The organism is Bradyrhizobium sp. USDA3010 (genome assembly GCF_056429065.1).
Map to the genome: position 1 here is coordinate 80,109 of NZ_JBWJZD010000029.1, position 19,662 is coordinate 99,770.

Sequence of the window (19,662 nt, forward strand, 5' to 3'; positions counted from 1 at the left end):
GGTCCGATTTCGGGATAAGATCATTGGACCACTGAGTTGCCCGACGGCGCAAGCGGTTTTTGTGCGATGGCTGCCGAAATTCAACGCCCTCGGCCAATCTGTCCGCGTCCCCGTTTTGATCGAACCTGCCCGGAAGGAAGTGCGGTGAGTTGTCGGTTTATGCTTCGGGCCAAGGCTTCCGCTGATTTGAAACTGTCGAAGCCTATTCGATCACGGCTCTCGTCGGTGATGATGACGCAGTTGTCGCGACAGCGCCTGACAAGTGCTCCAATTGGAATTGTGAGAAAGTCGCGAACGTCGGTGTTGTCTTCCGTCAATCTGATGGCCACGACCCAGCCACGGAGCGCCATGCGCAGTCGCGGAACGCGTGACTGCGTGGAATGCGTTGGGTCTTTTTTACGCGACACCGACTTGGAGACCCTGAAAAGGAGGTGCGCACTGTCATCGATGCACAGTCGTTCATCCAAGGAATCAGTCTCGATTCGCCGCCCTAGTCTCTGGAGGCTCATGGAAACCCGATGCATGAGCGTGCTGGTCACCTTATCCCAAACCGGTTTTGCATCGATGAAACTATTGTCGCGCTCAAGCTTCCACCCGATTTTCTCGTAAGCCGCTCGAAGAGAGCCAAAGCGGCGAAGATACGTATCCGCACAGGGAAGGCCACTTGAGCTGTTGATGATCGCTTGGCTCAGACGTCCTTTTTTGTGGAGAGTGCGCCGCAAGGCGAGCAGCATCTCGTCTTCTGGCAGCTCAATGCGCCGATCTTCTATAATGCGCTGAACACGCTGGAACACATCGCGCTCGACCATCGGCTCGATGCAATTCTCGCCTCTGATCCACGATTCAGGCGGATTTGGTGTTTTCCGCCCCCCTAGTTTTGAGGACACGCGATTGTATACGAGATTGCCGACGTAGCTTTCATTCTGCAGTACTCGGCACACGTAATTCGCATTCCAAGGGCGACCGTTGACGCCAGGAACGCCACCTTGATTGAGTTCTCGCGCGATACAGGCATCTGATCTATTTTTGAGGCACTGCTGAAATATCCACCTTACGATCCTGATCTCCTCGGCCGAGCCAGGCCGTACCCGCACATGATCGGATTGGAGCCACTTACGTTCTCCAGGCTTCAATCGGCATCTTGGCTGGTCAGTTTCGTCCACGGCTTCCCGTATCAGTCCATAGCCGACCGGGCTGCCGTGACGATATCCGCGTCGGACGATATTTGCCTGGCCGGCGTAAACTTTCGCCGATAGCTCGCGGCTATACTCTGCAGCCATGACCCTCTTGAGGTTCTTTATGATGCTCGATAGCAGGCTGCCGTCGTTATCAAATTGTTCGGCGCAGTAGGCTATCTTTACTCCGGCCTGCTTGCAGATAAATTCGTAGTGCGCGCTTTCGTCGGTATCTTGAAATCGTCCCCATCGACTGACGTCGTAGACGAGAAGGTGACTGTAGTCCGCTCTGTTGGCGGCGATGTCCTCGATCAGCCGCTTTAGCCCTTTGCGGTTCTTGATTTGAAGTCCACTTTCACCTTCGTCTGCGTAGGTCCGAACAATCGTTAGCCCGTGGGCATGAGCATAAGCCGCGATGGCGGTTGCTTGGTTTTGGATGGAATAGGTTTGCATCTCGGTTGACATGCGCACGTACTGCGCCGCTCGCCGATCTTTTTCCGCGCTCGGCAGTTGGTCTCGCCGCACGATAAGATCATTAGCCATGGGGCAAACACCCGCGGGAACTGGCTATTGTCTGAACCGAGACGTAGCGATTTTAGCAGCAGCTGGGGGTTGGGACAATCTCGTGGGGCTTGGCTTACGACATGATAGGCTTGGATGTCGGCGAGGAACTGCCGGCAGATCTCGGGCGGGATCTCGACCGGCTTTCGGGCGATGGGCATCGCGCGCCTTAGTCATCACTTCGGAAAGTAGTATGGCGCGTTCTCACTTATGGAGGACTTATCGCCAGTCTTCCAATCAATCACATTGTAGCCTCCGTCATCATTCGGAAACTTCAAGTAGCGGATACCCGCTTCATAGATCTTATCTTTTGATTGTCCTATCGCGGCGAGCACGGTCACCGCGTGGAGTATTTTGGTTTCTGACGTCCAGTCCAGTCGAAGGGTCTTTGAAAACCATCCTTCAATTTTCGCATGACAGATTCGGCCAAATTGCTCGTTGATTATGTCGGCTACGCGTTCATCGTTCCACCTCTGTGCCGTACGAGGCGCCCGCAGATCTAGCGACCGGTCGTCGGGCTGCGGAGTTGGTGAAGGTGGCGTTGAGGGGGCTTGCGCTTGTTGGTTCTTCGGTACTTCGATCCTGCCACTAGGAGCCTCTGTTGACTTTGGAGTTGATGGCTGTATCTGACCGACCTGACATTCACCGCTCAAGTTTCGTTTGGAAACAATCGGTTTGGTCAAAATCTCAGATACCATAATAGCTCCGGTTTCTCGGGTGAGCCGAAACGTTCTCTTGCCGCCTTCAGATATGGGGCACTCTGCAACGATACTGGCCTCTGAAAATTCCTGCGTGACGATTCCAGACGATAGTGAGCGAAAGCATCCGAGAACACGGCGTTCTTGTTGATCGATTGTGATTTCAAAAATGCTGGGACCGTCGTCTTGGGGAGCTCTCACCTTGCAAACGAGACTTGTCACCTCGGCAGCTGCACGGGTCGGGATGCAGCCGATCACAACCGCTAGCGAAAGGCAGGTTAGGTGGATGGTCCGGTACATCATGGGGACCTGACAGCTGCTCATCTTGCCCACTTGGCAATGACGTCCAGTCCCGCATTTGCCTCTGTGCGCGTCGCTTGATCGGATGCGGGATTGGCCGCAGCAGTTTTGAACCATTCTTGTGCGATGACCAAATCCCTAGCGACACCCTGTCCCCCTAGGTACATAAGTCCGACACTGAGCTGAGCTCTTGGATTCCCATTGGCCGCCATATCGCGATACATTTTGATGGCGGCAGGATAGTCACCTCGATTGTATGCTGCGTTGGCATCTTCCGTCGCTTTGGCGGCGGCCGATACCTTTGCACTGGTTGGAGTGTTTACCTCGTCTCGCGCATTGCCCGTGGGAGCGTTTGGCCTGCTAGCCAGCGCCAGCATAAGCAAAATGGTGCCTCCAAAAACAACCCAAGCCCATGGTCTCCTGTCGAGGTTAGGCGCTTGGCGTGGTTCTTGAGTAAAAGGGGGCGACAGCCGTTCTGGAAGAGGTGAGCCGGCCGCCGAAGCAAATTTGTCCTGATCGGAAAAGCGAACGCGGGCTCCCTGCATTATCGCTTCGATCGATCCGTCTGACTGCATGCGATATGGGATGCCAGCGTGTACAGAGTCTGGTTCGAACATCGCCGTCGGCGCCGCAGTTACCTGCACTGCGTTCTTCCGCTCCATTACCAGTACCAACAGCAGAGCTATAATTGGCGAGATGATGAGGGAGAGGAGAAACCACCCTGCCCCGCTCCGGCCGCGCGCATTTGCTGCCACGCCGACGACGACCGAGACGCCAAGCCAGAAAAGGACGAACGCGCCTTCCATACCGGCACCGCCTTAGAGCAGGGGAGCCGGAAGATTTCAGCAACCAGCGATGGAAGGCAATCCGGGGTTTCTACGGGGGACTACTTTTTCGCCTTGGCCGATTTCGACCAGGCGGCGAATGGCCTAGGGGCGGCCGGCAGATCGTCCTGCTTGCGACGCCAATCGTCGATTTCCTTAGCCATTCCCGGCTGAACACGGACACGCACAAGGTCGCCCGTTTCCCTCAGCCGGGACGTCTAGGAATCAGCAGATGCTGCTGGCGATGGGTACGCACTCGCTTCATCAAGATACATGGTTGATAAACGGCGTAGTTCGGCAGGACGATATCAGTCAGGGCGCCATGTTTTGAATCGATGGTAGCTTGGTTGTTACCCGGCGCCCAGGATCAGCAGGAGGCCGAATTGCGCCGCGGCTGCCGTTCATTCCCAAGACGAGGGCGATAACAGCTCATCGTGTTTCCAATTCGCGTTCGACCCGCCAAAAGTAGGTATTGGACGGGCGTCAACTCCTGTGGTTGTATGCGATAGAAACAAAAAACCAAGGGAGGGGATATGACTAAATGGATATTGGCTGCTGGTCTACTGACGCTGACTGGCGCGGCGCAAGCGCAGTATCTCGGCACAGGTTCGAACCCGAACAGCCATGGTGTTTCAGGGTATACCCGCAGCAACGGGACTTACGTGCAGCCTTATCAGGCGACCAACCCGAACGGCACCCAGCGCGACAACTACGGCACCAGCGGAAATGTGAACCCGTACACCGGCGCGACCGGCCGTCGCACTCCACGATACTAGTCGACCGATGATCCCACGGATTGGGACGCAGTTCTCTATCGGGCAAACTGAGCGCCCGCTGAAGCCCGAGACCGCCGCCGTCATTTCGTTCACGGCAGGAATAGCGTTCTCATTCTTCACGCTGCCGCTTTGGGTGATTTTCGCGATCAACGTTGCGAGGGATGGTAGTCGTGCCGATTGGCTCGGCCTCTCGGGCAACGTAGTTGGAGGGATCATCGGCGGCGTCATGACGTTGGTCGCTGCTGTTGTGGCTTGGCGCGGCATTAAGCATCAAGTTCAAAAGCAGGTTGAGTTAGCAGCCGATTTGCTCAAGCAGGATCGTGCAGCCCTGCAAGCCGGTCTCTATGCCGAAATCTCTGATCGCGCTGCTCGCTGTGTGAATGACTATGTGGATCCTTGGAGAGATTGGCCAAAAAACACACGGCTTACCTCGGACATCCGAAAATTTGCACCGACAGAGAATGTGGTCTTGCCCGGAGTTGCCGGGAAATTGGGATTGCTTGACGCCTCAACTCTGCCGGCCGTTACTCAGTTCTACTTTCGGCTCGCAGTACTTGCTCAGGCGATAGATTTCGTCGCAACCGAGAAAGAGCGCCGCAAGGTGGAGTGGGACGCCTTTCATGACGAGCATGTCCAAATGATTAAGGAGCGCTTCTACAGTTGCTTTGATCCGGCTCTAAGAGCGCTCAATGGGCTAGACGTTCCCGAAGCAGAGAAGTTCGAAGACGAAGCGCTCAAGATCTATCCGCACCTCAGGGGCACCGGGCGCTCCGTCCGGGAAGCGCTCGAAGACCTCACAATCGGCCGCTTATAAATGCTGGCACCTCTCCACACCCGGGTGAGCCTCTTCCTGCATCCACCGTCATTGCCGGCGACGCGCTCACGCCTTGGAGCTTGACCAATCGCTAGTTTGATGCCCGTCGCGCCCGACAAATCCTAGTGGCTTCCCTCTCGGGGGATTGGGCGCGATCATGGGAGATGGGATCCAAGTCTCGCGAGTACATGTTCGGAGCCACGGTCACGCATCTGGCTGAGCGGGCCAAGGAAGCGCGTCTGGATGCCGACGCCGTGGGCTGCCAAGCGTGGAACGCTCGCATGCTTGCGTTCCAGGGGCCAGCCCAGCCCTCACCTGCACTCGGGGACGCCTTAAACGCCGGCTATCGCTACCTCGAGGTGAAGTGCCTCGGCTGCGAGACCATTCAGACGGTCGCGCTCGACATCGTGCGACAGCCGAAGTGGACGCCGATCCACGAACTCGAGCGCTACATGCGGTGCAAGAGCTGCTCCCGCCAGCAAGGCCACCCGTACAAGCGCAGTCATCTCGTGGCACTCCGGACCACGAAGATATCGACCATGAACCCGCCGTCGACCTGGTGGCCTGGGGAGCGGTAGAGCCGATGAAGAACTGACCTGGTCGCCAAACCGAACAAACCCGCCGAAGCCCGGCAGGTTTGAATGCGACTGCGCAACATTCTCGATCCTATGCCTGGCCGATGGCATGAACCGTGCAGGAGACTTGCTGCCGGGAATTTCAGTGTCCCGGTTCAGGAATAAACTGTCGCCTGGTGTGTAATTCTGAGACCAGCGGCACGACCAATTGGGGAGGTATCGTTGAACAACACCCCGCCTCTACACGTCAGATTCATTGTTCGAAGAGGAAGCACCGACTGGATGGTTTACGATCGAGAACGCAAGGGACCGGCGCAGTTGGAAAAAGGTGGCCGTTTCGCCGAGAAACTGACGGTGGAACAGGCCGAGCACATCAAGCAGGCGCTCGCGGATTCCCTCGTTATGCAGGTGAGAGCGCGTTCGGTCTCTCAGCCACCGACGTCTACGGGCAAGCCTCGGCCGTGAGAGCGGGTAATCGACCATCACATCGGTGCTCGCAAACCGCGAGATGAAAGCCACTCGGTCATCTCTGGGAGGCGTTGTCCGCCTGCCGCGCCTTGCGCAGGAGTCGTTCGCGCTCGATGCCCGGCGGAGTGCCTCTTGCCCCTTTGCGCCGGCGCTGCGCTTCTTCGTTCAAGCGTTGGTAAAGCGACGCGGAATGTTTGACAGGATGCCGTCGCTGCATGACGCACTTCCTTGCTTCGTGGAAGGCGGGAGCATGATGCTCTCAGTCACCGGTCAATTGCCAAGCGGCCGAGCGGTGATATTCAATATGTAGCTACTCAACCTCTATCAAAACAGGCCACCGCGCCGAATATTCGCGGCGGTGTCGGTTTGTGGACCGGGGCCAAAAAGCGGAGTGTGGCAGGATCACTGGCTTGTAGCTGGCCACCGTCGGCGCATAGTCCCCCGATGACCGAGCAGCTACCAGCTTTCATGGCTTGCAAAAATCCCGGCACTGGCTGGAGAATCGATATTCTATGGCCCGATGGCGAAACGGAAGTTATCAAGGGCTTTGTTACGGAGCACGACGCGACCAAGTGGATTTCTGAGCACTCGACGACGTGGCAAGAAAATCCGGACCAACCGCGCTAGACAATTGACCCACCATTGGTGATCGCCACCCATAGGCGACCGATTCCTAGCGGCTTCTCTCCGCATGCGATCGGCGCCATCATCCGGCCATGCACCAGCGTCGATACACGAAATGGTCCGGCCGCTACCCGCCGGGCAGTCCGGCTGATTGGCTCGCGGACGGCCACGTTACCTGCAATATCCAGTGCCACGGCGGTTGCGATCGGTTGGTCGATTTCAGGCTGGACGCCCTACCCCAAGATCAGCCATGGTCGCGCGTTGGCTGGCGACTGGTGTGCACCGCCTGCGGCGCCGCTGGCGCTGTGAACATCGTTCCGAATTGGCATGACAGGGTCGGTCACGCGATGCCATTCAGTGTGGGATGGAAATCGTGATTCCCCCTCGATGAAATTCGCCGCAGATCGTCCCTACGCTAATCCCGAGAAAGCCGCCCGGAGGCTGATGGACCACGCGCGGGCATTTGAGCCAATCCAGGATGGCCGGATTTACATCGAGAAGATCAACCGTCCGATGATTGACCAGGACGAGGCGACGCCGGCCGAATATTGGGCCGGCCTGCAGCATGCGATCGGCCAAGGCTGGCTCGAGTACCACGAGAGCGGGACGTTCGTGCGGATGAAGCAGGCCGGGAAAGATCTGTTCGCGTGAGTTGCTTAGGAACCAGCAAGGTTTGCAGATCGTTTTGGTCGTGGGACAGCGCGCAAGCCGCAACACGACGATGTACAAAGATGCGATCATAGACGAGCTGAGGCAGATTGAGCTCGATGTGGTCGAAGGCGAAAAGCGGCTCGCCGAGCTTGAGGCGCTCTTGATTGAATTGAAACGGCTGAATGAAGATACGACCAAGCTTCAAGCCGAGCTAGAAGCGACGCGCAAAAATCAGTTCGACCGCGAGCAGGACCGCCAACGCCTACTTTCGCTTTTGCAGCCATAGCGCTTATGACAACGCGATCAAGACCGACCGAAAGGAAACGGCCCCGGCGTTGAGGCTCACGCCGAGGCTGTTCTCTTCCGACTGTGTCGCCTGGGCCTAAAAATTTTCCTTGATGAAATCGTGGGCCGCCCAGTCGGCGGATCATCCGTAGAGAGGTGGGTTCCTGGAATCACACAGGTGAATCGCGACGTAAAAATTTGTCGCTTTTTCCCGAATGCACCGGCGTAGGTGAGGAACGATTGGACCGGCAGAACGTCTATTCGAAGCTTCCAGCCAGCCCAAGGCCCCCCCAACTGCTGGAGGAAAACCCGTTTCGCTCGGGTTGGCGGCCCCAGGTTGGGGCCGCTTCGTTGGCCACCGCTTGCTTTCAAGTAAGCCGCTCCCACGCGCGCAGGTCCTCGCCTCAACATACCCCCGTAGTGGTAGTCCGTTTGGGACATGAACCATGGCACGCTTCGTGCTGACCCCTATCTGTCGGGATTTTGTACATCCTCCCGGGGCTAGACCAGCGCCGCCAGCGAGCGTTTTAAGCCTGGCGGCGTTGTTGTGCGTTAGCTTTAGGCCATGCCCATCACCCGAAAGCCGCTCGAAATCCCGTCGGCCGTTGCCCGCCAGTTCACAGCTGACATGCGAGCCTATCACGCTGAGCAGGACAACGTCCGCCGCGACCGGATTGCGGTTGGGACGCGGCATATGCTGCTGGAGCACATGCCGACCGGCACCAAGCTTCGGTTGAGTGAGGTCAAAGAGCTATTTGAGTTGATGCGATGAAAACTGTCTGGATCTACACGGATACGGCCAAGAAAGTCGGCGACGTCGACCACATCAAGGTCTTCGCGACAATCGAGGCCGCTGAAAAGTGGTTTGAGGAAAACGACCCCGAGGGCGTGGCGTTTGAGTACGACGTTTTGGAGTGACAATGGCAAAGGACTTCCTGCTGTCATTGCAATTGCCACACTGGCTGATGATCGCTGGCGCGGTGTTAGTGATCATCGGCAGCATTGGACTTGTGATCCGCCGCCGCAAGCGGCTGGAAGTTCCTGACGATCCGAACGCAGAACCTCAACCAAAGCGAGGTCGAGAGGTCTCGTCGCGCTGATGCGACGACCGATCCGGCATGCATCGTTTGCGACGACGCCGGTTTGGTCTGCGAAAACCATCCGGATCAACCATGGACGGGCAATCACGCCTGCCGATGTGGCGGCGCTGGCGCTCCGTGCCCGCACTGCAATAGACCGAAACCGGATGATGAATTTCCGCGGTTGCCCCGAGGGTTTCGAAGTATGTTCAGCAGGCGCGACCGCCAATAACTGCCTTTGGAAAAGCTACGCCGCCGGGCTCGAAATGAGCTGTCCCGACGGCGCCCGTGACTGGGCCCCTGAAATTCCCCAGCGCGGGACGCTGTAGCAGCCATTGCGCCGCACATTTGTGAACCAGTTCACATTCGGCCCCCCGTAGAACCACGGCTTCGCTTCCTCATTGAAACAAAGCGACCCTTCGATAGATTGGTCTGCCATATTTTTGAATTGCCGGCTGCACGTTTCAGCCCACGGGGTCTCATTTTGACGAAGGAGCAGCTCGCTCGCGACGCCGAAGATATTTTTCGACTGCTGCGAGCATTTCGCTCGATCAAAGATCGAGCGGCACGGCGGCTTATTATTGAGACTGCAGAGGCAATGGCCGAAGGGAGCACTGCAGGCAAGCCACTAGACGACAAAGCCGGGAAGCCACATGTTTGAGTGATGTGTAATCTCTACAGCATCACCACGAACCAAGCCGCGATCCTGAACCTGTTCCGGGTCGTCAATCGGTACGTTGGCAACCTTGCTCCGATGCCGGGCGTCTTCCCTGACTACCCAGCCCCCGTCGTGTGCAATGCTGGCGGCGAGCGCGAAATGGTGCTGATGCGCTGGGGCATGCCTCCTCCGCCACGCACCGGCGGCCCACCGGTGACAAATATCCGCAACACGTCCTCGCCGCATTGGCGAGGCTGGCTAAAGCCGGAGAACCGATGCCTACTCCCATTCAATAGCTTCGCCGAGTATGCCCCGGAGCCAAACCCGGAGACGAAGAAAAAGGATGTGGTCTGGTTCGCGCTTAACGACGATCGGCCGCTGACCGCGTTCGCCGGCATCTGGACCGAGTTCAAGGGCGAACGCGGGACCAAGTCGAAGCCAATACCCGGTCCTCACCTCGTCTACGGCTTCCTGACGACTGAGCCCAATGCGGTCGTAGCGCCAATCCATCCCAAGGCCATGCCCGTCATCCTCACCACCGACGAGGAGCGCGATGTCTGGATGCGCGCGCCATGGGACGAGGCCAAGGCGCTGCAGCGGCCCCTTCCCGACAACGCGATCAAGATCGTGATGCGCGGTCCCGACAAGGAAGATAAGGCGTCCCCATAGTGATGCGCCGTGGTGCCGGCGTTCCATTCGCCCGCGTCTTCAGCTTAAAGCTAGGTACGGTCGTACTGTTCCACCAGGCCAGCTCTTGCCCGAATTCAACACATGGCTGACCGTCATCGTCCTTCGCAGGAAACTCGGTGACAGTCACTGAGTAAACCGCCCCGCAGTGCGGGCACGCATAGTCCTCTGCGGGATGATCCAATTTGGACGTCTGCATCATCCGGTTAGCATCGACGTCTACGTTCATCCGCGCCAGTGGTGGATTTCGTTCGTGCGGGTTCCGCCACCCCTCGGTGGCTGCAATTCCGGCGACGTAAGCCATTTGTTTGTATGCGAGGCCTCGTCCGCCTGAGGGGCCCTTACTAGGACAGGCCCGGATGCAGACACTGTAGAGCCATGGCTCGACGTATGCCCCGAGGCGCCAACTGTGGTGGTAGGAATTGCCAGATAGCCTAGGCTTAGCGACTTGCGGCTCGATCCCCGCTGGAGGAAGCTTGCCCCAGTATAGGGGGGCTGACTGGCGGATTTCATGGCCGAAGATGACCGAGAGAACAACTCTCCCTCGCTGCGAATAGTAAGTGAAAATCCCAATGCTCGGGCTGAGAGCGAAATTGCTCGATCGAAGGAGAAGGCTAAGCGCGCACTTTCCCGACTAGCAGCGACTTTCCTCCGAGCGATTGCTGGCAGCGAATCTGAATCCTACGACCTCGCGCGACGCATCGGGGATTACATCGAATATCAATCAGCGCTGAATGGAATGTCGGGGAGCTGGCTGACAGTCGATGACGAACGCGAAGCGCTCCGTCTTCCTAAGGCGGAATTTCCTTCAAATGGTACAGAGTATCAGGAGCAGAAATGGCTCCGTGAGCGTGCGATGGATCTGATAGTTCAAGGTGCATTGCGATTGGCGGCGCATCGGTTGCTGGGGGAAGAGCCTCACTTCGGAGGCAAGCATTCAGAGCGACTTATCGAGGACGGCATTGCGTTAATGCGGAGGGCATTCAAATCGCCAGATCCTCCTAAGTCGTCGAAAACGGTAGTTTCCAAAAAGCAACGAGCGAAACGGGTTTTCGGAAACAGCATTGTCTCTGCAGAAGAGCCGACACGCCGAAGGAAGCCGTGGTCGTCGCGCGATTCTCGTTCGTATAGGGATGTTCCGAAGGATGAAGAGTAAACGTCGCCGCACGCGCGAGCGCCGCTCATTCGCGAAGGATTGTTGTTGTATTTTCTGCTCAAATAGCGACCGAGAATGACCATATCAGTTCGCTTCTATCTGTTTGCCCCTGATGGGCTCCAGCGGATCTCGCAGCGTGTCATGAACGGGCTTTGCCATGGCAGCGATGCGCTACCTCAGTTCGCCGGCACGAAGCAGAAGGTGGCTAACGCCATCATCGAGATCGAGAATGGTAAGCCCGCGCGCATAACAAGCGTCGAGGCGACGTATTTATATTTTGACGAGAAGGGCAAAGTCCAAGAGTCGCTTTGGAACGGTTTCGCCCAGGCCATGGATACGTACGACGCTCTTGAGCGGTCGAAGAGGACGAAAGGATCCAAGGTTGTCGATCTTGCTCCTCAATTGAACCGGGACAAGTGGGAACGCGAGAACCGGTGGAAGCCAACTCAGCAGGAACTCAATCTTATTGCCGACGACGTCCTCGATCGACAAAAGGCTTCACCGATAAAAGCTGTGAAAGGCGTCGCTGAAAAGCCTCCACCTCTCACCTACGAGGCAAAGGGCGCCATCGAAGAAGTTCGGAAGCAGCTCTTTTCCATCGAGACGAGCTTGGATTTCTTGAGTGAGCCAGCGCTAAAGGGATTGGCTTTTGAGGCGCGTCGTCTCGCCAGGGAGGATCATGAGCATCTCTGGCTCGGTGTTGCCAATGCTGCCGATCGGCGGCGGGAGATACTGACGAGATATCGAACTGGTCAAGGCGTTTGGTATGCCTCCATTGAGATCACGCGCTGGGATCCGGGTCGGCGGTCCGGCCGAAGCGACTGCATCGTGCACGAGAGGTGCAACTCCAAGAAAGAGGCGGAAGAAGCGGCGCGACGATTGCTGGCAGAGAATGTCAAATATTTCAGCGCGGATGCTTCTGTTGAAGCGAGCGTCGTCTGTGATCTTGAGTGGAATGATGCGGACTGACGTATGTCGGGGCACGAGGGCACAATGCCCCGCCTATGAGCCGGAGGGGCGCTGAGAGCAACAGGCGCATCAAATCCGACGTCAGCGAAATTCGATTTTCTTCAATTATTGAACTGAATTTCTGCCCCTTAAAAAGCAGGTCGATTCGGCATTTTCGGCCGCAAATAATTCTGCCTTTTATGGGGTGGGTAAGTTGCCTGGCATTTTCCAGCCATCCCAACCAGAAATGGCCCTTTTGTCTCTCGCAAGTCTGTGGGCTGGGGCCCCAAAGGGGTGGGGTACTTCCGAATAAAAAATCAGCGCTTGCGCTTCTTCATCCTGACGCCGGCGCCGCCACCATTCTCGGGAATGAACTCGACGCCAGCCTTCTCCAGCGCACCGCGGACCGCATCCCGAACGTCTTCTGACACCGCAGAGCCGTCGTCGCTCTCCCGCTCTAGACGCTTGATGGTCGGTAGCGAGCGCCCGGCAGCTTCTGCGAGGTCGGTCTGAGACCAACCGAGTAGGCCACGCGCTGCTCTTATCTGTTCGATCGAAATCATCACGATTCCCGCTTGACACTTTTTGGATCATTGATATGATCCATTTTGTATCAAGCCAGAAGCCCAAAGGCAACCCAGATGAGCAAAAACACCTCTCCGGTGAACGGCGGAGCTATGTCTTCAGCCATCCTCACGATCAATCACCTGATTGTTGAAGAGACGGGTGAAGTGAATATTGCCGTCCTTAAGGGGCTCGCGCATCGCCGGGCCATGGCAGATTACGGCGCGATTACCCCTCGGTCGCTCCGGTCCGCCATCCGCGAGTATGCGGGGATTATTCCCCAACTCCAGACCGCGTGGTGCGAGCGTCACGGTCTGCCGGTCGATTACGTGATGGTTTCTGCTTTTGGCACCGTCCGCGAAGGCGTGCGCCGCTCAGCGTTCTGAGGCACAGGAGGTTCGCGGCTCGAAAAGGCCGGCCAGGTCGATGAGCCGCGAGTATCCCCTCAAATTGGAGAACACAATGCTCGCACCATCCACGTCCCAATTCATTAAGGTTGCCGCCCGCCACCTGCTCCGCGGTGATGTCACCGGCTCCGGTGAAACGATCCTCTCGGTAAGCATCGGCGCCCGCACGCCTCGCGGCAAGGTCGAGGTTGCCTTGCAGAAAGGTGATCGTAAACGGGCCGCTCTTTGGGGCGCTGGCACCACGATTGGTGTGCGGCGCGTCCCAGCCCAGCCGCAAGGATCCCCGGATGACCGCTTGCCTACCTTCGCTGAAGTGACCAAGTTCGATCCAGTCAGTGCATGGGCTCATCTCTCTCCAGCCCAGCAAAAGCTCATTGGCGAACTGGCCGTTCGGCTCGCCGTCGTCGGCAATAGGCTCAACTACCAGCACGACGATTTCACGATCAACGAACGCCGCGAGATCGAACGTCTTGAGAGCGACGTGCTGACCTCCTTCTACGATAGTACCGAACCGCTCTGGGCTGATCTTTACGGCTGGAGGCAGAACTAATCATGCCGGCCACTCTCGCTCATCTGCTGGCCGTTTCTGATCTACTCACCGCGGCAGAGAGCGCGGTGAGTACCGGCGCCCTACCTTCGCGACAGCATCAAAGCTTGTTGCAAGCGATCGAGAGCGTGAAGCGGACTTTCAACAATAGCGGAACAGAGACGCATTGCTGCAGCTGTTCAGTTGTTCAAATCGAAAGGAATGGGCGAAGTTGGGGAGCACAGAACAGCGAGGGCACAGGGTTATGACCTGCGATATCGCAAAATCATCACTGTCTCAAAGAGACAGAAGTCAGACAACCCGCGCTGACGCACCGCTGGCCTTCGTGGAAAAGAACGAACGACACGGTAGCCCACGAGTTGATTGCCAGGAAGCCACAGTGAACCGGAGCACGACAATGAATATGATGACTGCCATTTCAACCATCACGGCCTCGCCGGCGCCAATTCCGTCTTTTGCCCCATACGGGGCTGCTACCGGAGTGGAAATTGTGGCTCGGTATCGGTTTGCCAAGACAGCGTTGCTGCAGGTGGCCGCTGAGCTCGCCGACGCGAGCGACGCAGCATCGGCGACCCATGGTCACCGGCCGGCCGCGCTGATCGCTTGGCGCAACTACTCAGCAATAGGTGGAAGCGAAATTGACGACATGCGCGAACGGCTACTTGCTGAGGGCAACGACGCGCTCGTCGTTGAGCAAGAATACAAGGCCGCACGCAGGCGATATCGTGCGGCTATCAAGGCGGGTAAAGATTGGGACAAGCGGACCGGCCTGGAGCTCCTCACTCAGCAGGTAGACCAGGCACACAACGACCTTGCCGCCTCTCAAGAGGCGCTCGCGACGATGTCCCCCGCAACTTTGGAAGATGCGCTGTCTATGTTGGATATCGTCAGGGAGGGAGCTGAGGAGTTTGAAGGCATCGAGGGTTGGGAGATCGGGATACTTGCGAAAGCAAGTCGGTTTCTACGAACGGGGCTGACGAGCCACGTCGACCTCAAGCCAACATCGTGCGCGGACGATCGATCTGAACATGTGAGGGCGCAAAAGCAGGCAAAACTTGCTGATGCGTTCCAAGACCTCGAGTCCGACGTTTGCGACCTCACTCGGATCGCCAAGCTGGCTCAGGCTCAATTGTACAAGGCTATCGGCGAGCTGAACCACGAAGACGGGGTGTGCGTGCAAGCACCAGATACGGAGTATGCCGAACTCGCTACGTTCGCAGTCTCTTTGTTGACTGACAAAGTCAAGGAGCACGAGCAGAAGTGGTACCGCCTGTTCAATGAAGCGGTAGAGGCTGCGCGGAATGCCGGTTAGTGCCCTCAGATAGGCCCTGCCGGCTCGCGCTGGTGGGCCTATCTTTTCTTTGGTCGACGGAGCTTCCTAGGTCAGTGGACCTGTTTTTCCGAATCGGCACACTACTTTCGGCTATCCGGGGACCTACGGGATTGCCCTCCACCAGTGGTTGCGCTTAGAAACGGACGGCTGGGGAGGCTTTTTCATGAGAAATTTTGCAATGGTGGCGCTTGCCGCCGCATTGGGCGGTTGTGCGTCGTCAGCGGCGGACATCACACCGAACTACGTTTCACCGGTCATGTATCAGAACTATACGTGCCAGCAGCTCGCGCTCGAGGCGCAGGGCGTGTCTGCGCGCGCGGCTGCTCTTTCCGGTGCCCAGGATAGCCAGCGAACTAAGGACACCATCGCGACGACAGCGGCAGTTATCGTCTTCTGGCCTGCAGCGTTCCTGGTCGGCGGCGACAAGCAGACGGCGGCCGAGCTCGGCCAGATGAAGGGACAGATGGTCGCCATCGAGCAAGCCTCCATCGCCAAGAAGTGCAACATCCAGTTTCAGAACAAGCCGCCACCCGGGCCGACCTAGATCTCGCGCATGAACGCCATGTCGTCCCTCACTGCCATCGCCGTACTGCTCTGTTTTGCGGGACCAGCTATCGCAGAGTGCGGAGAACGTGGCGGCCCTGGCTATCGTGGTCCAAATGGCAAATGCGTCGGCTGGGCCGAGATGGGCCGTGTATGTGGCAGCCCGCCGGTAACGCGGTGCAGGGCTGAGGCGGTAGCTCCGAACGCCGCCGACGCTGCTGGTCATGGCGCCAAGATTGAAGAGCTGCGCAAGCCGGAAAAGAAGTAAAAGGGAGGCTCCTGTGCCTTCATATTGGCTTGCACCGCTAATCAGACCTGGCAAGATCGAGATCTCCGCCTCAGAATTTTCGGCGCTGGAGCGATCCGTTAATTCGCTCGTCAGTTGCGCTGAGGCCGAAGAGAATTTTCAGGGGCTGCTCGACGGCTACATCGAATTCGAGACTTTCCTTCAGAATCAGGCCCTGCGGGCCATGGTTTGGTGGGACGCAGACCATAACCAAGCCCAAGCAAAAAGGACGAGCGCCGGGCGCAAACTATCTTACCTGCTATCCTCGGCCCGTCATTTCGTGGAATCTATTCAACGATGCACCTCTGAGATACTGAGCGACGAGACGAAAAGTGCCGTTGTTGGCCGTGTTGTCCGACGCGAGTTTGACGGTTCGTTGAGCTACAGAATTATGGAAGCTTTGCGCAACCACGCGCAGCATTTCTCACTTCCCGTGCATGGCTATAATGTAAACAGGCAATGGACGGTCGATCACGAATTTAATGACTACAGCTTCGATCCGACTCTCGATCTGCCGGAGTTGATTGCGAACCCCAAGCTTAGAAAGAAGACGATCAAAGAACTCCGGATCCTTTCCGGCCCTGATCGTATTCAATTGAAGCCCTTGGTTCGTGACTACGTCGAATCTCTAGGAACAATTCATGAAGCATTCCGCTCGGCCACAAATTCAACCGTGGACGGTTGTGCTCGGCTCGTTGAGGAAGCGAAGGCTAAGACGCTCGCAGCTCTCCCTGATATCTCCGAGCCTCTCGGCTGCATTGCCTTCTCGACCGACGAAACCGGCGAGCGAATTTCTGAGTTTAATCTTACAAACGCACTCGATAACTATCTGAAGTTTCTCCGGGGCAGGAACCAGCATTTCGCAAACTTTGCCAAGCGTCGAGCTGTCTATTGATATTGACCAACCTATTGTGGCGTGTCGCGATGAAAGTCCGATTGCTAGCGGCTTCGCTCCGCGCGCGATCGGCGCGATTATCGGCGCATGCCCTGGCCCCGCAAGCCCGCTCACTTCCTCCGCTACTGGTCCGGTCCCGTCGATCGCAACGCCGGCTTCAAAACGGTGCTGGTGTTCTGCGTCGGCTGTCAGCACCACAATGGCCGGCTGAAGCTTGCCGACCTGCCGGACTGGGACTGGTACGATATCTCGGCACACCTGAAGTGCACCGCGTGCGGCAACGTCGGTTGGGTCGACACCCGGCTCGACTGGGGCGAGGTGATCAACTTCGCCAAGGGCGTCTCGGGCTGATTCGCATAATCCCGGTCGAGTGCTTATCTTCCAAGCATGGCCATCACCCGGAAGCCGCTCGAAATCCCGCCTGGGGTCGCCCGGCGCTTCGCCGCGGACATGCAGGCTTATCACGCCGAGCGCGATGACATCCGCCGTGACCGGATCGCCGTCGGCACGAGGCACATGCTGCTCGAGCACATGCCGGGCGGCACCAAGTTGCGGCTGAGCGAGATCAAGGATCTATTCGAAAGGCTGCGATGACCGAGCCAGCATGCATCCTTTGCGACGATACCGGCTGGGTCTGCGAGAACCATCCGGATCAGCCATGGACCGGCAACCACGCCTGCAGAGGCGGCGGTGCTGGCGCTCCCTGCCCGAAGTGCAATTGGCCGAAGCCGGATGATGAACTTCCGCGGCTGCCGCGAGGATTTCGCAACATGTTCAGTCGGCGCGACCGCCAATGAAACGTGGCGCCCCCGGATTGATCTCCCGCGTTAGTTGCGCTTCAATAAGTCGATCAGCGAAATTGCAGAATCTTTGGTCAGTCAAACAAATCGGGTTTTGTGAAATGCGCACACCTGGATTGATTGCGCACTGCGTGGCTTTGATCCTGATTCTGGGATCGCTCGGCGGTATTGCGCATGCTCAAGTTGCTGATAAGGCACTCCTCGAAAAGCGTGTCGCTTTGGTGGTGGGCAATTCAGGCTACTTGCACGTTTCGCCACTCGAGAACCCCACGAACGATGCGAGGCTAATGGCGGACGCCTTGCGGAGCGCCGGCTTTTCTCTGATAGGTGGAGGGGCTCAGATTGACTTAGATAAGGGGCGCTTCGATGCTGTAGTTCAATCGCTTGGTGATCAAATTGCCGGCGCAGACGTAGCGCTATTCTACTATGCCGGTCACGGCGTGCAGGTGCGAGGGGCAAATTATCTAGTCCCCGTCAGCGCGAATCCAACCAAGGAAGCTGATGTCGATTTTCAGATGGTGGATGTCAATTTGGTTCTCCGCCAGATGGAAGGGGCTGGCACAAAGCTGAACTTCGTCATTCTCGACGCTTGCCGTAACAATCCTTTTGGAGGTCGCGGTCTGCGCTCTGCAAGTGGGGGCTTGGCTCAAATGAATGCACCCGAAGGAACGCTCATTTCCTATGCCACTCAACCGGGAAATGTCGCGCAGGACGGGATCGATGGAGATAGCCCATACACCAAGGCGCTTGTCCAAACGTTGCGTCGACCTGGCCTTGGTGTTTTTGATTTTTTCAATGAGGTTGGTCTTGCCGTGAAGCGATCAACCGGTGGCACACAGCAGCCTTGGCTTTCTTCGTCTCCAATCAACGGGAGATTCTATTTCGTCGCTGCACCTGCTTTATCGCCGGCGTCGCCCACGAGCGCCGATCCGGCTACTAGCGAGGCGGCTCTTGCTTGGAACGCTGCAAAGGAAACAAAGAGTAGAGCGGTGCTTGAGGCCTTCATCAAGCAGTACGGCAATAGCTTCTACGCTACCCTTGCGCGAGCGCGTCTGGATGAAATTGTCGCGACTGCATCGCCCCAGATCGCGTCGATCCCGCCTTCTTCGCCCGGCGCAGCGTTGACCCAGCAAATCTCGCCGAGTTCTCTTCAGCAACGGGCTGTCCTCTATGACGAGGATCCGGCGGACCCAAAGGGCAGGCAATTTGTCGGGACGGTAGTTTGGCGTACCGAGCAGGTGTTAGGTAGCCAGAAGTCCGACGTTGCAGCACGTGCCGACATCGATATTCCAGACCGCAAATTCAAGATGACGATGTCGCTCCGCCGCAACACGGATCGATCGCTGCCGGCGAGCCACACGGTTCAAATGACCTTCATTCTTCCGCCTGGCTTTGTTGGCGGAGCGATTAGCAATGTGCCCGGAATGCTAATGAAGTTTAATGAGCAGGCGCGAGGTACACCCCTTGCGGGTCTTGCCGTTAAGGTCACCGATGGCATCTTTCTGGTTGGACTCTCCAATGTCGATGCCGACCGCTCGCGGAATATCCAATTACTAAAGGAGCGCGCGTGGTTCGACATACCCTTGGTGTATGCAAATGGGCGCCGAGCAATTCTCGCATTGGAGAAGGGAATCTCCGGGGAGAAGGTTTTATCGGATGCGTTCGCGACTTGGAACAATTCCGGTGTAACGTCGACGCGATAGCAACTCGATCAATCGTCCTGTGCTGCGCAGGGGAGCGTCCGATGTGGACGCTTTGTCGGCCGTCGTGCAGCAACGTTTTGCCAACCATCTGGTATTTCCGCCGCGGCCGCTAACGGATCGAAAACAGTTCTGCCGCAAGTTCGCGCCCGGGAAAGACATGGGGAGATCCAGGCATGACCGGGCTATGGAGAACGTGCGCCGCTATCGCGCAATAGCTTCTTTGTGCCGGCAGGCCAGTTGCCGAGATCGAAGGACATTTCAGCTGTGCGCCAACGCCGCTTTGAGCACCGGCACTTGCCGAGACT

The 19,662-nt window shown here is 57.4% G+C and carries 23 protein-coding genes; 19 read left to right on the forward strand and 4 right to left on the reverse strand.

The features are described from left to right. Positions 1-80 precede the first annotated feature (80 nt). The 3 genes from AC066Y_RS32715 to AC066Y_RS32725 form a co-directional block, all read right to left on the reverse strand. Complete coding sequence (locus tag AC066Y_RS32715) at positions 81-1,718, reverse strand: recombinase family protein (protein WP_478277473.1); 1,638 nt, start codon at positions 1,716-1,718, stop codon at positions 81-83. Positions 1,719-1,912: 194 nt separating this feature from the next. Continuing rightward, positions 1,913-2,734: a hypothetical protein gene (locus AC066Y_RS32720; protein ID WP_478277474.1), complete on the reverse strand. Its 822-nt coding sequence runs from the start codon at positions 2,732-2,734 to the stop codon at positions 1,913-1,915. Between the two features lie 20 nt (positions 2,735-2,754). Next, a complete protein-coding gene (locus tag AC066Y_RS32725; RefSeq protein ID WP_478277475.1) occupies positions 2,755-3,540 on the reverse strand; it encodes a hypothetical protein in 786 nt (261 codons plus the stop codon). 551 nt (positions 3,541-4,091) lie between these two features. Between AC066Y_RS32725 and AC066Y_RS32730 the strand changes: the two genes are divergently transcribed. The 11 genes from AC066Y_RS32730 to AC066Y_RS32780 all read left to right on the forward strand — a co-directional run bounded on the left by AC066Y_RS32730 (position 4,092) and on the right by AC066Y_RS32780 (position 12,300). Beyond that, a complete protein-coding gene (locus tag AC066Y_RS32730; RefSeq protein WP_478277476.1) occupies positions 4,092-4,334 on the forward strand; it encodes a hypothetical protein in 243 nt (80 codons plus the stop codon). Between the two features lie 7 nt (positions 4,335-4,341). Next, positions 4,342-5,148 (forward strand): hypothetical protein, encoded by an 807-nt coding sequence (locus AC066Y_RS32735; RefSeq protein ID WP_478277477.1) that lies wholly within the window; start codon positions 4,342-4,344, stop codon positions 5,146-5,148. A 164-nt stretch (positions 5,149-5,312) separates the two neighbouring features. Continuing rightward, the gene (locus AC066Y_RS32740) at positions 5,313-5,726 is read left to right on the forward strand and encodes a hypothetical protein (protein WP_478277478.1); all 414 of its coding nucleotides are present in this window, start codon (positions 5,313-5,315) and stop codon (positions 5,724-5,726) included. 219 nt (positions 5,727-5,945) lie between these two features. Further along, entirely contained in the window at positions 5,946-6,188 is a 243-nt protein-coding gene (locus tag AC066Y_RS32745; protein WP_478277479.1) for a hypothetical protein, read from the forward strand. 954 nt (positions 6,189-7,142) lie between these two features. Next, on the forward strand, positions 7,143-7,466 hold the full coding sequence (locus tag AC066Y_RS32750) for a hypothetical protein (protein WP_478277480.1): 324 nt from the start codon (positions 7,143-7,145) through the stop codon (positions 7,464-7,466). 22 nt (positions 7,467-7,488) lie between these two features. Continuing rightward, the gene (locus AC066Y_RS32755; RefSeq protein WP_478277481.1) at positions 7,489-7,752 is read left to right on the forward strand and encodes a hypothetical protein; all 264 of its coding nucleotides are present in this window, start codon (positions 7,489-7,491) and stop codon (positions 7,750-7,752) included. Between the two features lie 767 nt (positions 7,753-8,519). Next, a complete protein-coding gene (locus AC066Y_RS32760) occupies positions 8,520-8,669 on the forward strand; it encodes a hypothetical protein (RefSeq protein ID WP_478277482.1) in 150 nt (49 codons plus the stop codon). 2 nt (positions 8,670-8,671) lie between these two features. Next, positions 8,672-8,851 carry an LPXTG cell wall anchor domain-containing protein gene (locus AC066Y_RS32765; protein ID WP_478277483.1) on the forward strand — a complete coding sequence of 60 codons (180 nt, stop codon included), beginning with the start codon at positions 8,672-8,674 and terminating at the stop codon, positions 8,849-8,851. Between the two features lie 643 nt (positions 8,852-9,494). Continuing rightward, the gene (locus tag AC066Y_RS32770; protein WP_478277484.1) at positions 9,495-10,157 is read left to right on the forward strand and encodes an SOS response-associated peptidase; all 663 of its coding nucleotides are present in this window, start codon (positions 9,495-9,497) and stop codon (positions 10,155-10,157) included. A gap of 529 nt (positions 10,158-10,686) precedes the next feature. Then, positions 10,687-11,331 carry a hypothetical protein gene (locus tag AC066Y_RS32775; RefSeq protein WP_478277485.1) on the forward strand — a complete coding sequence of 215 codons (645 nt, stop codon included), beginning with the start codon at positions 10,687-10,689 and terminating at the stop codon, positions 11,329-11,331. Positions 11,332-11,406: 75 nt separating this feature from the next. Next, the gene (locus tag AC066Y_RS32780; protein ID WP_478277486.1) at positions 11,407-12,300 is read left to right on the forward strand and encodes a hypothetical protein; all 894 of its coding nucleotides are present in this window, start codon (positions 11,407-11,409) and stop codon (positions 12,298-12,300) included. Positions 12,301-12,596: 296 nt separating this feature from the next. On the opposite strand, the gene AC066Y_RS32785 is transcribed toward AC066Y_RS32780, so the two are convergent. Next, a complete protein-coding gene (locus AC066Y_RS32785; RefSeq protein WP_092190622.1) occupies positions 12,597-12,842 on the reverse strand; it encodes a helix-turn-helix domain-containing protein in 246 nt (81 codons plus the stop codon). A gap of 78 nt (positions 12,843-12,920) precedes the next feature. Here AC066Y_RS32785 and AC066Y_RS32790 point away from each other — a divergent pair, with 78 nt between their 5' ends. From AC066Y_RS32790 to AC066Y_RS32825, 8 genes are all read left to right on the forward strand, one after another. Continuing rightward, positions 12,921-13,229: a hypothetical protein gene (locus tag AC066Y_RS32790; protein ID WP_478277487.1), complete on the forward strand. Its 309-nt coding sequence runs from the start codon at positions 12,921-12,923 to the stop codon at positions 13,227-13,229. 76 nt (positions 13,230-13,305) lie between these two features. Beyond that, on the forward strand, positions 13,306-13,800 hold the full coding sequence (locus tag AC066Y_RS32795; protein WP_478277488.1) for a hypothetical protein: 495 nt from the start codon (positions 13,306-13,308) through the stop codon (positions 13,798-13,800). A 394-nt stretch (positions 13,801-14,194) separates the two neighbouring features. After that, complete coding sequence (locus tag AC066Y_RS32800) at positions 14,195-15,109, forward strand: hypothetical protein (protein WP_478277489.1); 915 nt, start codon at positions 14,195-14,197, stop codon at positions 15,107-15,109. Positions 15,110-15,293: 184 nt separating this feature from the next. Continuing rightward, positions 15,294-15,674: a hypothetical protein gene (locus tag AC066Y_RS32805; RefSeq protein ID WP_478277490.1), complete on the forward strand. Its 381-nt coding sequence runs from the start codon at positions 15,294-15,296 to the stop codon at positions 15,672-15,674. 280 nt (positions 15,675-15,954) lie between these two features. Next, complete coding sequence (locus AC066Y_RS32810) at positions 15,955-16,854, forward strand: hypothetical protein (RefSeq protein ID WP_478277491.1); 900 nt, start codon at positions 15,955-15,957, stop codon at positions 16,852-16,854. Between the two features lie 87 nt (positions 16,855-16,941). Then, on the forward strand, positions 16,942-17,205 hold the full coding sequence (locus AC066Y_RS32815; protein ID WP_478277492.1) for a hypothetical protein: 264 nt from the start codon (positions 16,942-16,944) through the stop codon (positions 17,203-17,205). A 36-nt stretch (positions 17,206-17,241) separates the two neighbouring features. Continuing rightward, on the forward strand, positions 17,242-17,448 hold the full coding sequence (locus AC066Y_RS32820; protein ID WP_478277493.1) for a hypothetical protein: 207 nt from the start codon (positions 17,242-17,244) through the stop codon (positions 17,446-17,448). Positions 17,449-17,755: 307 nt separating this feature from the next. Further along, positions 17,756-19,357 (forward strand): caspase family protein, encoded by a 1,602-nt coding sequence (locus AC066Y_RS32825; protein WP_478277506.1) that lies wholly within the window; start codon positions 17,756-17,758, stop codon positions 19,355-19,357. The last annotated feature ends 305 nt before the right edge of the window (positions 19,358-19,662 follow it).

Coding starts and splice junctions, on each gene's coding strand:
- AC066Y_RS32825 (WP_478277506.1), top strand. CDS start 17,756: ATGCGCACACCTGGATTGATTGCGCACTGCGTGGCTTTGATCCTGATT.
- AC066Y_RS32785 (WP_092190622.1), bottom strand. CDS start 12,842: ATGATTTCGATCGAACAGATAAGAGCAGCGCGTGGCCTACTCGGTTGG.
- AC066Y_RS32740 (WP_478277478.1), top strand. CDS start 5,313: ATGGGATCCAAGTCTCGCGAGTACATGTTCGGAGCCACGGTCACGCAT.
- AC066Y_RS32770 (WP_478277484.1), top strand. CDS start 9,495: ATGTGTAATCTCTACAGCATCACCACGAACCAAGCCGCGATCCTGAAC.
- AC066Y_RS32820 (WP_478277493.1), top strand. CDS start 17,242: ATGGCCATCACCCGGAAGCCGCTCGAAATCCCGCCTGGGGTCGCCCGG.
- AC066Y_RS32795 (WP_478277488.1), top strand. CDS start 13,306: ATGCTCGCACCATCCACGTCCCAATTCATTAAGGTTGCCGCCCGCCAC.
- AC066Y_RS32805 (WP_478277490.1), top strand. CDS start 15,294: ATGAGAAATTTTGCAATGGTGGCGCTTGCCGCCGCATTGGGCGGTTGT.
- AC066Y_RS32725 (WP_478277475.1), bottom strand. CDS start 3,540: ATGGAAGGCGCGTTCGTCCTTTTCTGGCTTGGCGTCTCGGTCGTCGTC.
- AC066Y_RS32720 (WP_478277474.1), bottom strand. CDS start 2,734: ATGTACCGGACCATCCACCTAACCTGCCTTTCGCTAGCGGTTGTGATC.
- AC066Y_RS32730 (WP_478277476.1), top strand. CDS start 4,092: ATGACTAAATGGATATTGGCTGCTGGTCTACTGACGCTGACTGGCGCG.
- AC066Y_RS32750 (WP_478277480.1), top strand. CDS start 7,143: ATGACAGGGTCGGTCACGCGATGCCATTCAGTGTGGGATGGAAATCGT.
- AC066Y_RS32715 (WP_478277473.1), bottom strand. CDS start 1,718: ATGGCTAATGATCTTATCGTGCGGCGAGACCAACTGCCGAGCGCGGAA.
- AC066Y_RS32790 (WP_478277487.1), top strand. CDS start 12,921: ATGAGCAAAAACACCTCTCCGGTGAACGGCGGAGCTATGTCTTCAGCC.
- AC066Y_RS32775 (WP_478277485.1), top strand. CDS start 10,687: ATGGCCGAAGATGACCGAGAGAACAACTCTCCCTCGCTGCGAATAGTA.
- AC066Y_RS32765 (WP_478277483.1), top strand. CDS start 8,672: ATGGCAAAGGACTTCCTGCTGTCATTGCAATTGCCACACTGGCTGATG.
- AC066Y_RS32760 (WP_478277482.1), top strand. CDS start 8,520: ATGAAAACTGTCTGGATCTACACGGATACGGCCAAGAAAGTCGGCGAC.
- AC066Y_RS32735 (WP_478277477.1), top strand. CDS start 4,342: ATGATCCCACGGATTGGGACGCAGTTCTCTATCGGGCAAACTGAGCGC.
- AC066Y_RS32800 (WP_478277489.1), top strand. CDS start 14,195: ATGAATATGATGACTGCCATTTCAACCATCACGGCCTCGCCGGCGCCA.
- AC066Y_RS32815 (WP_478277492.1), top strand. CDS start 16,942: ATGCCCTGGCCCCGCAAGCCCGCTCACTTCCTCCGCTACTGGTCCGGT.
- AC066Y_RS32780 (WP_478277486.1), top strand. CDS start 11,407: ATGACCATATCAGTTCGCTTCTATCTGTTTGCCCCTGATGGGCTCCAG.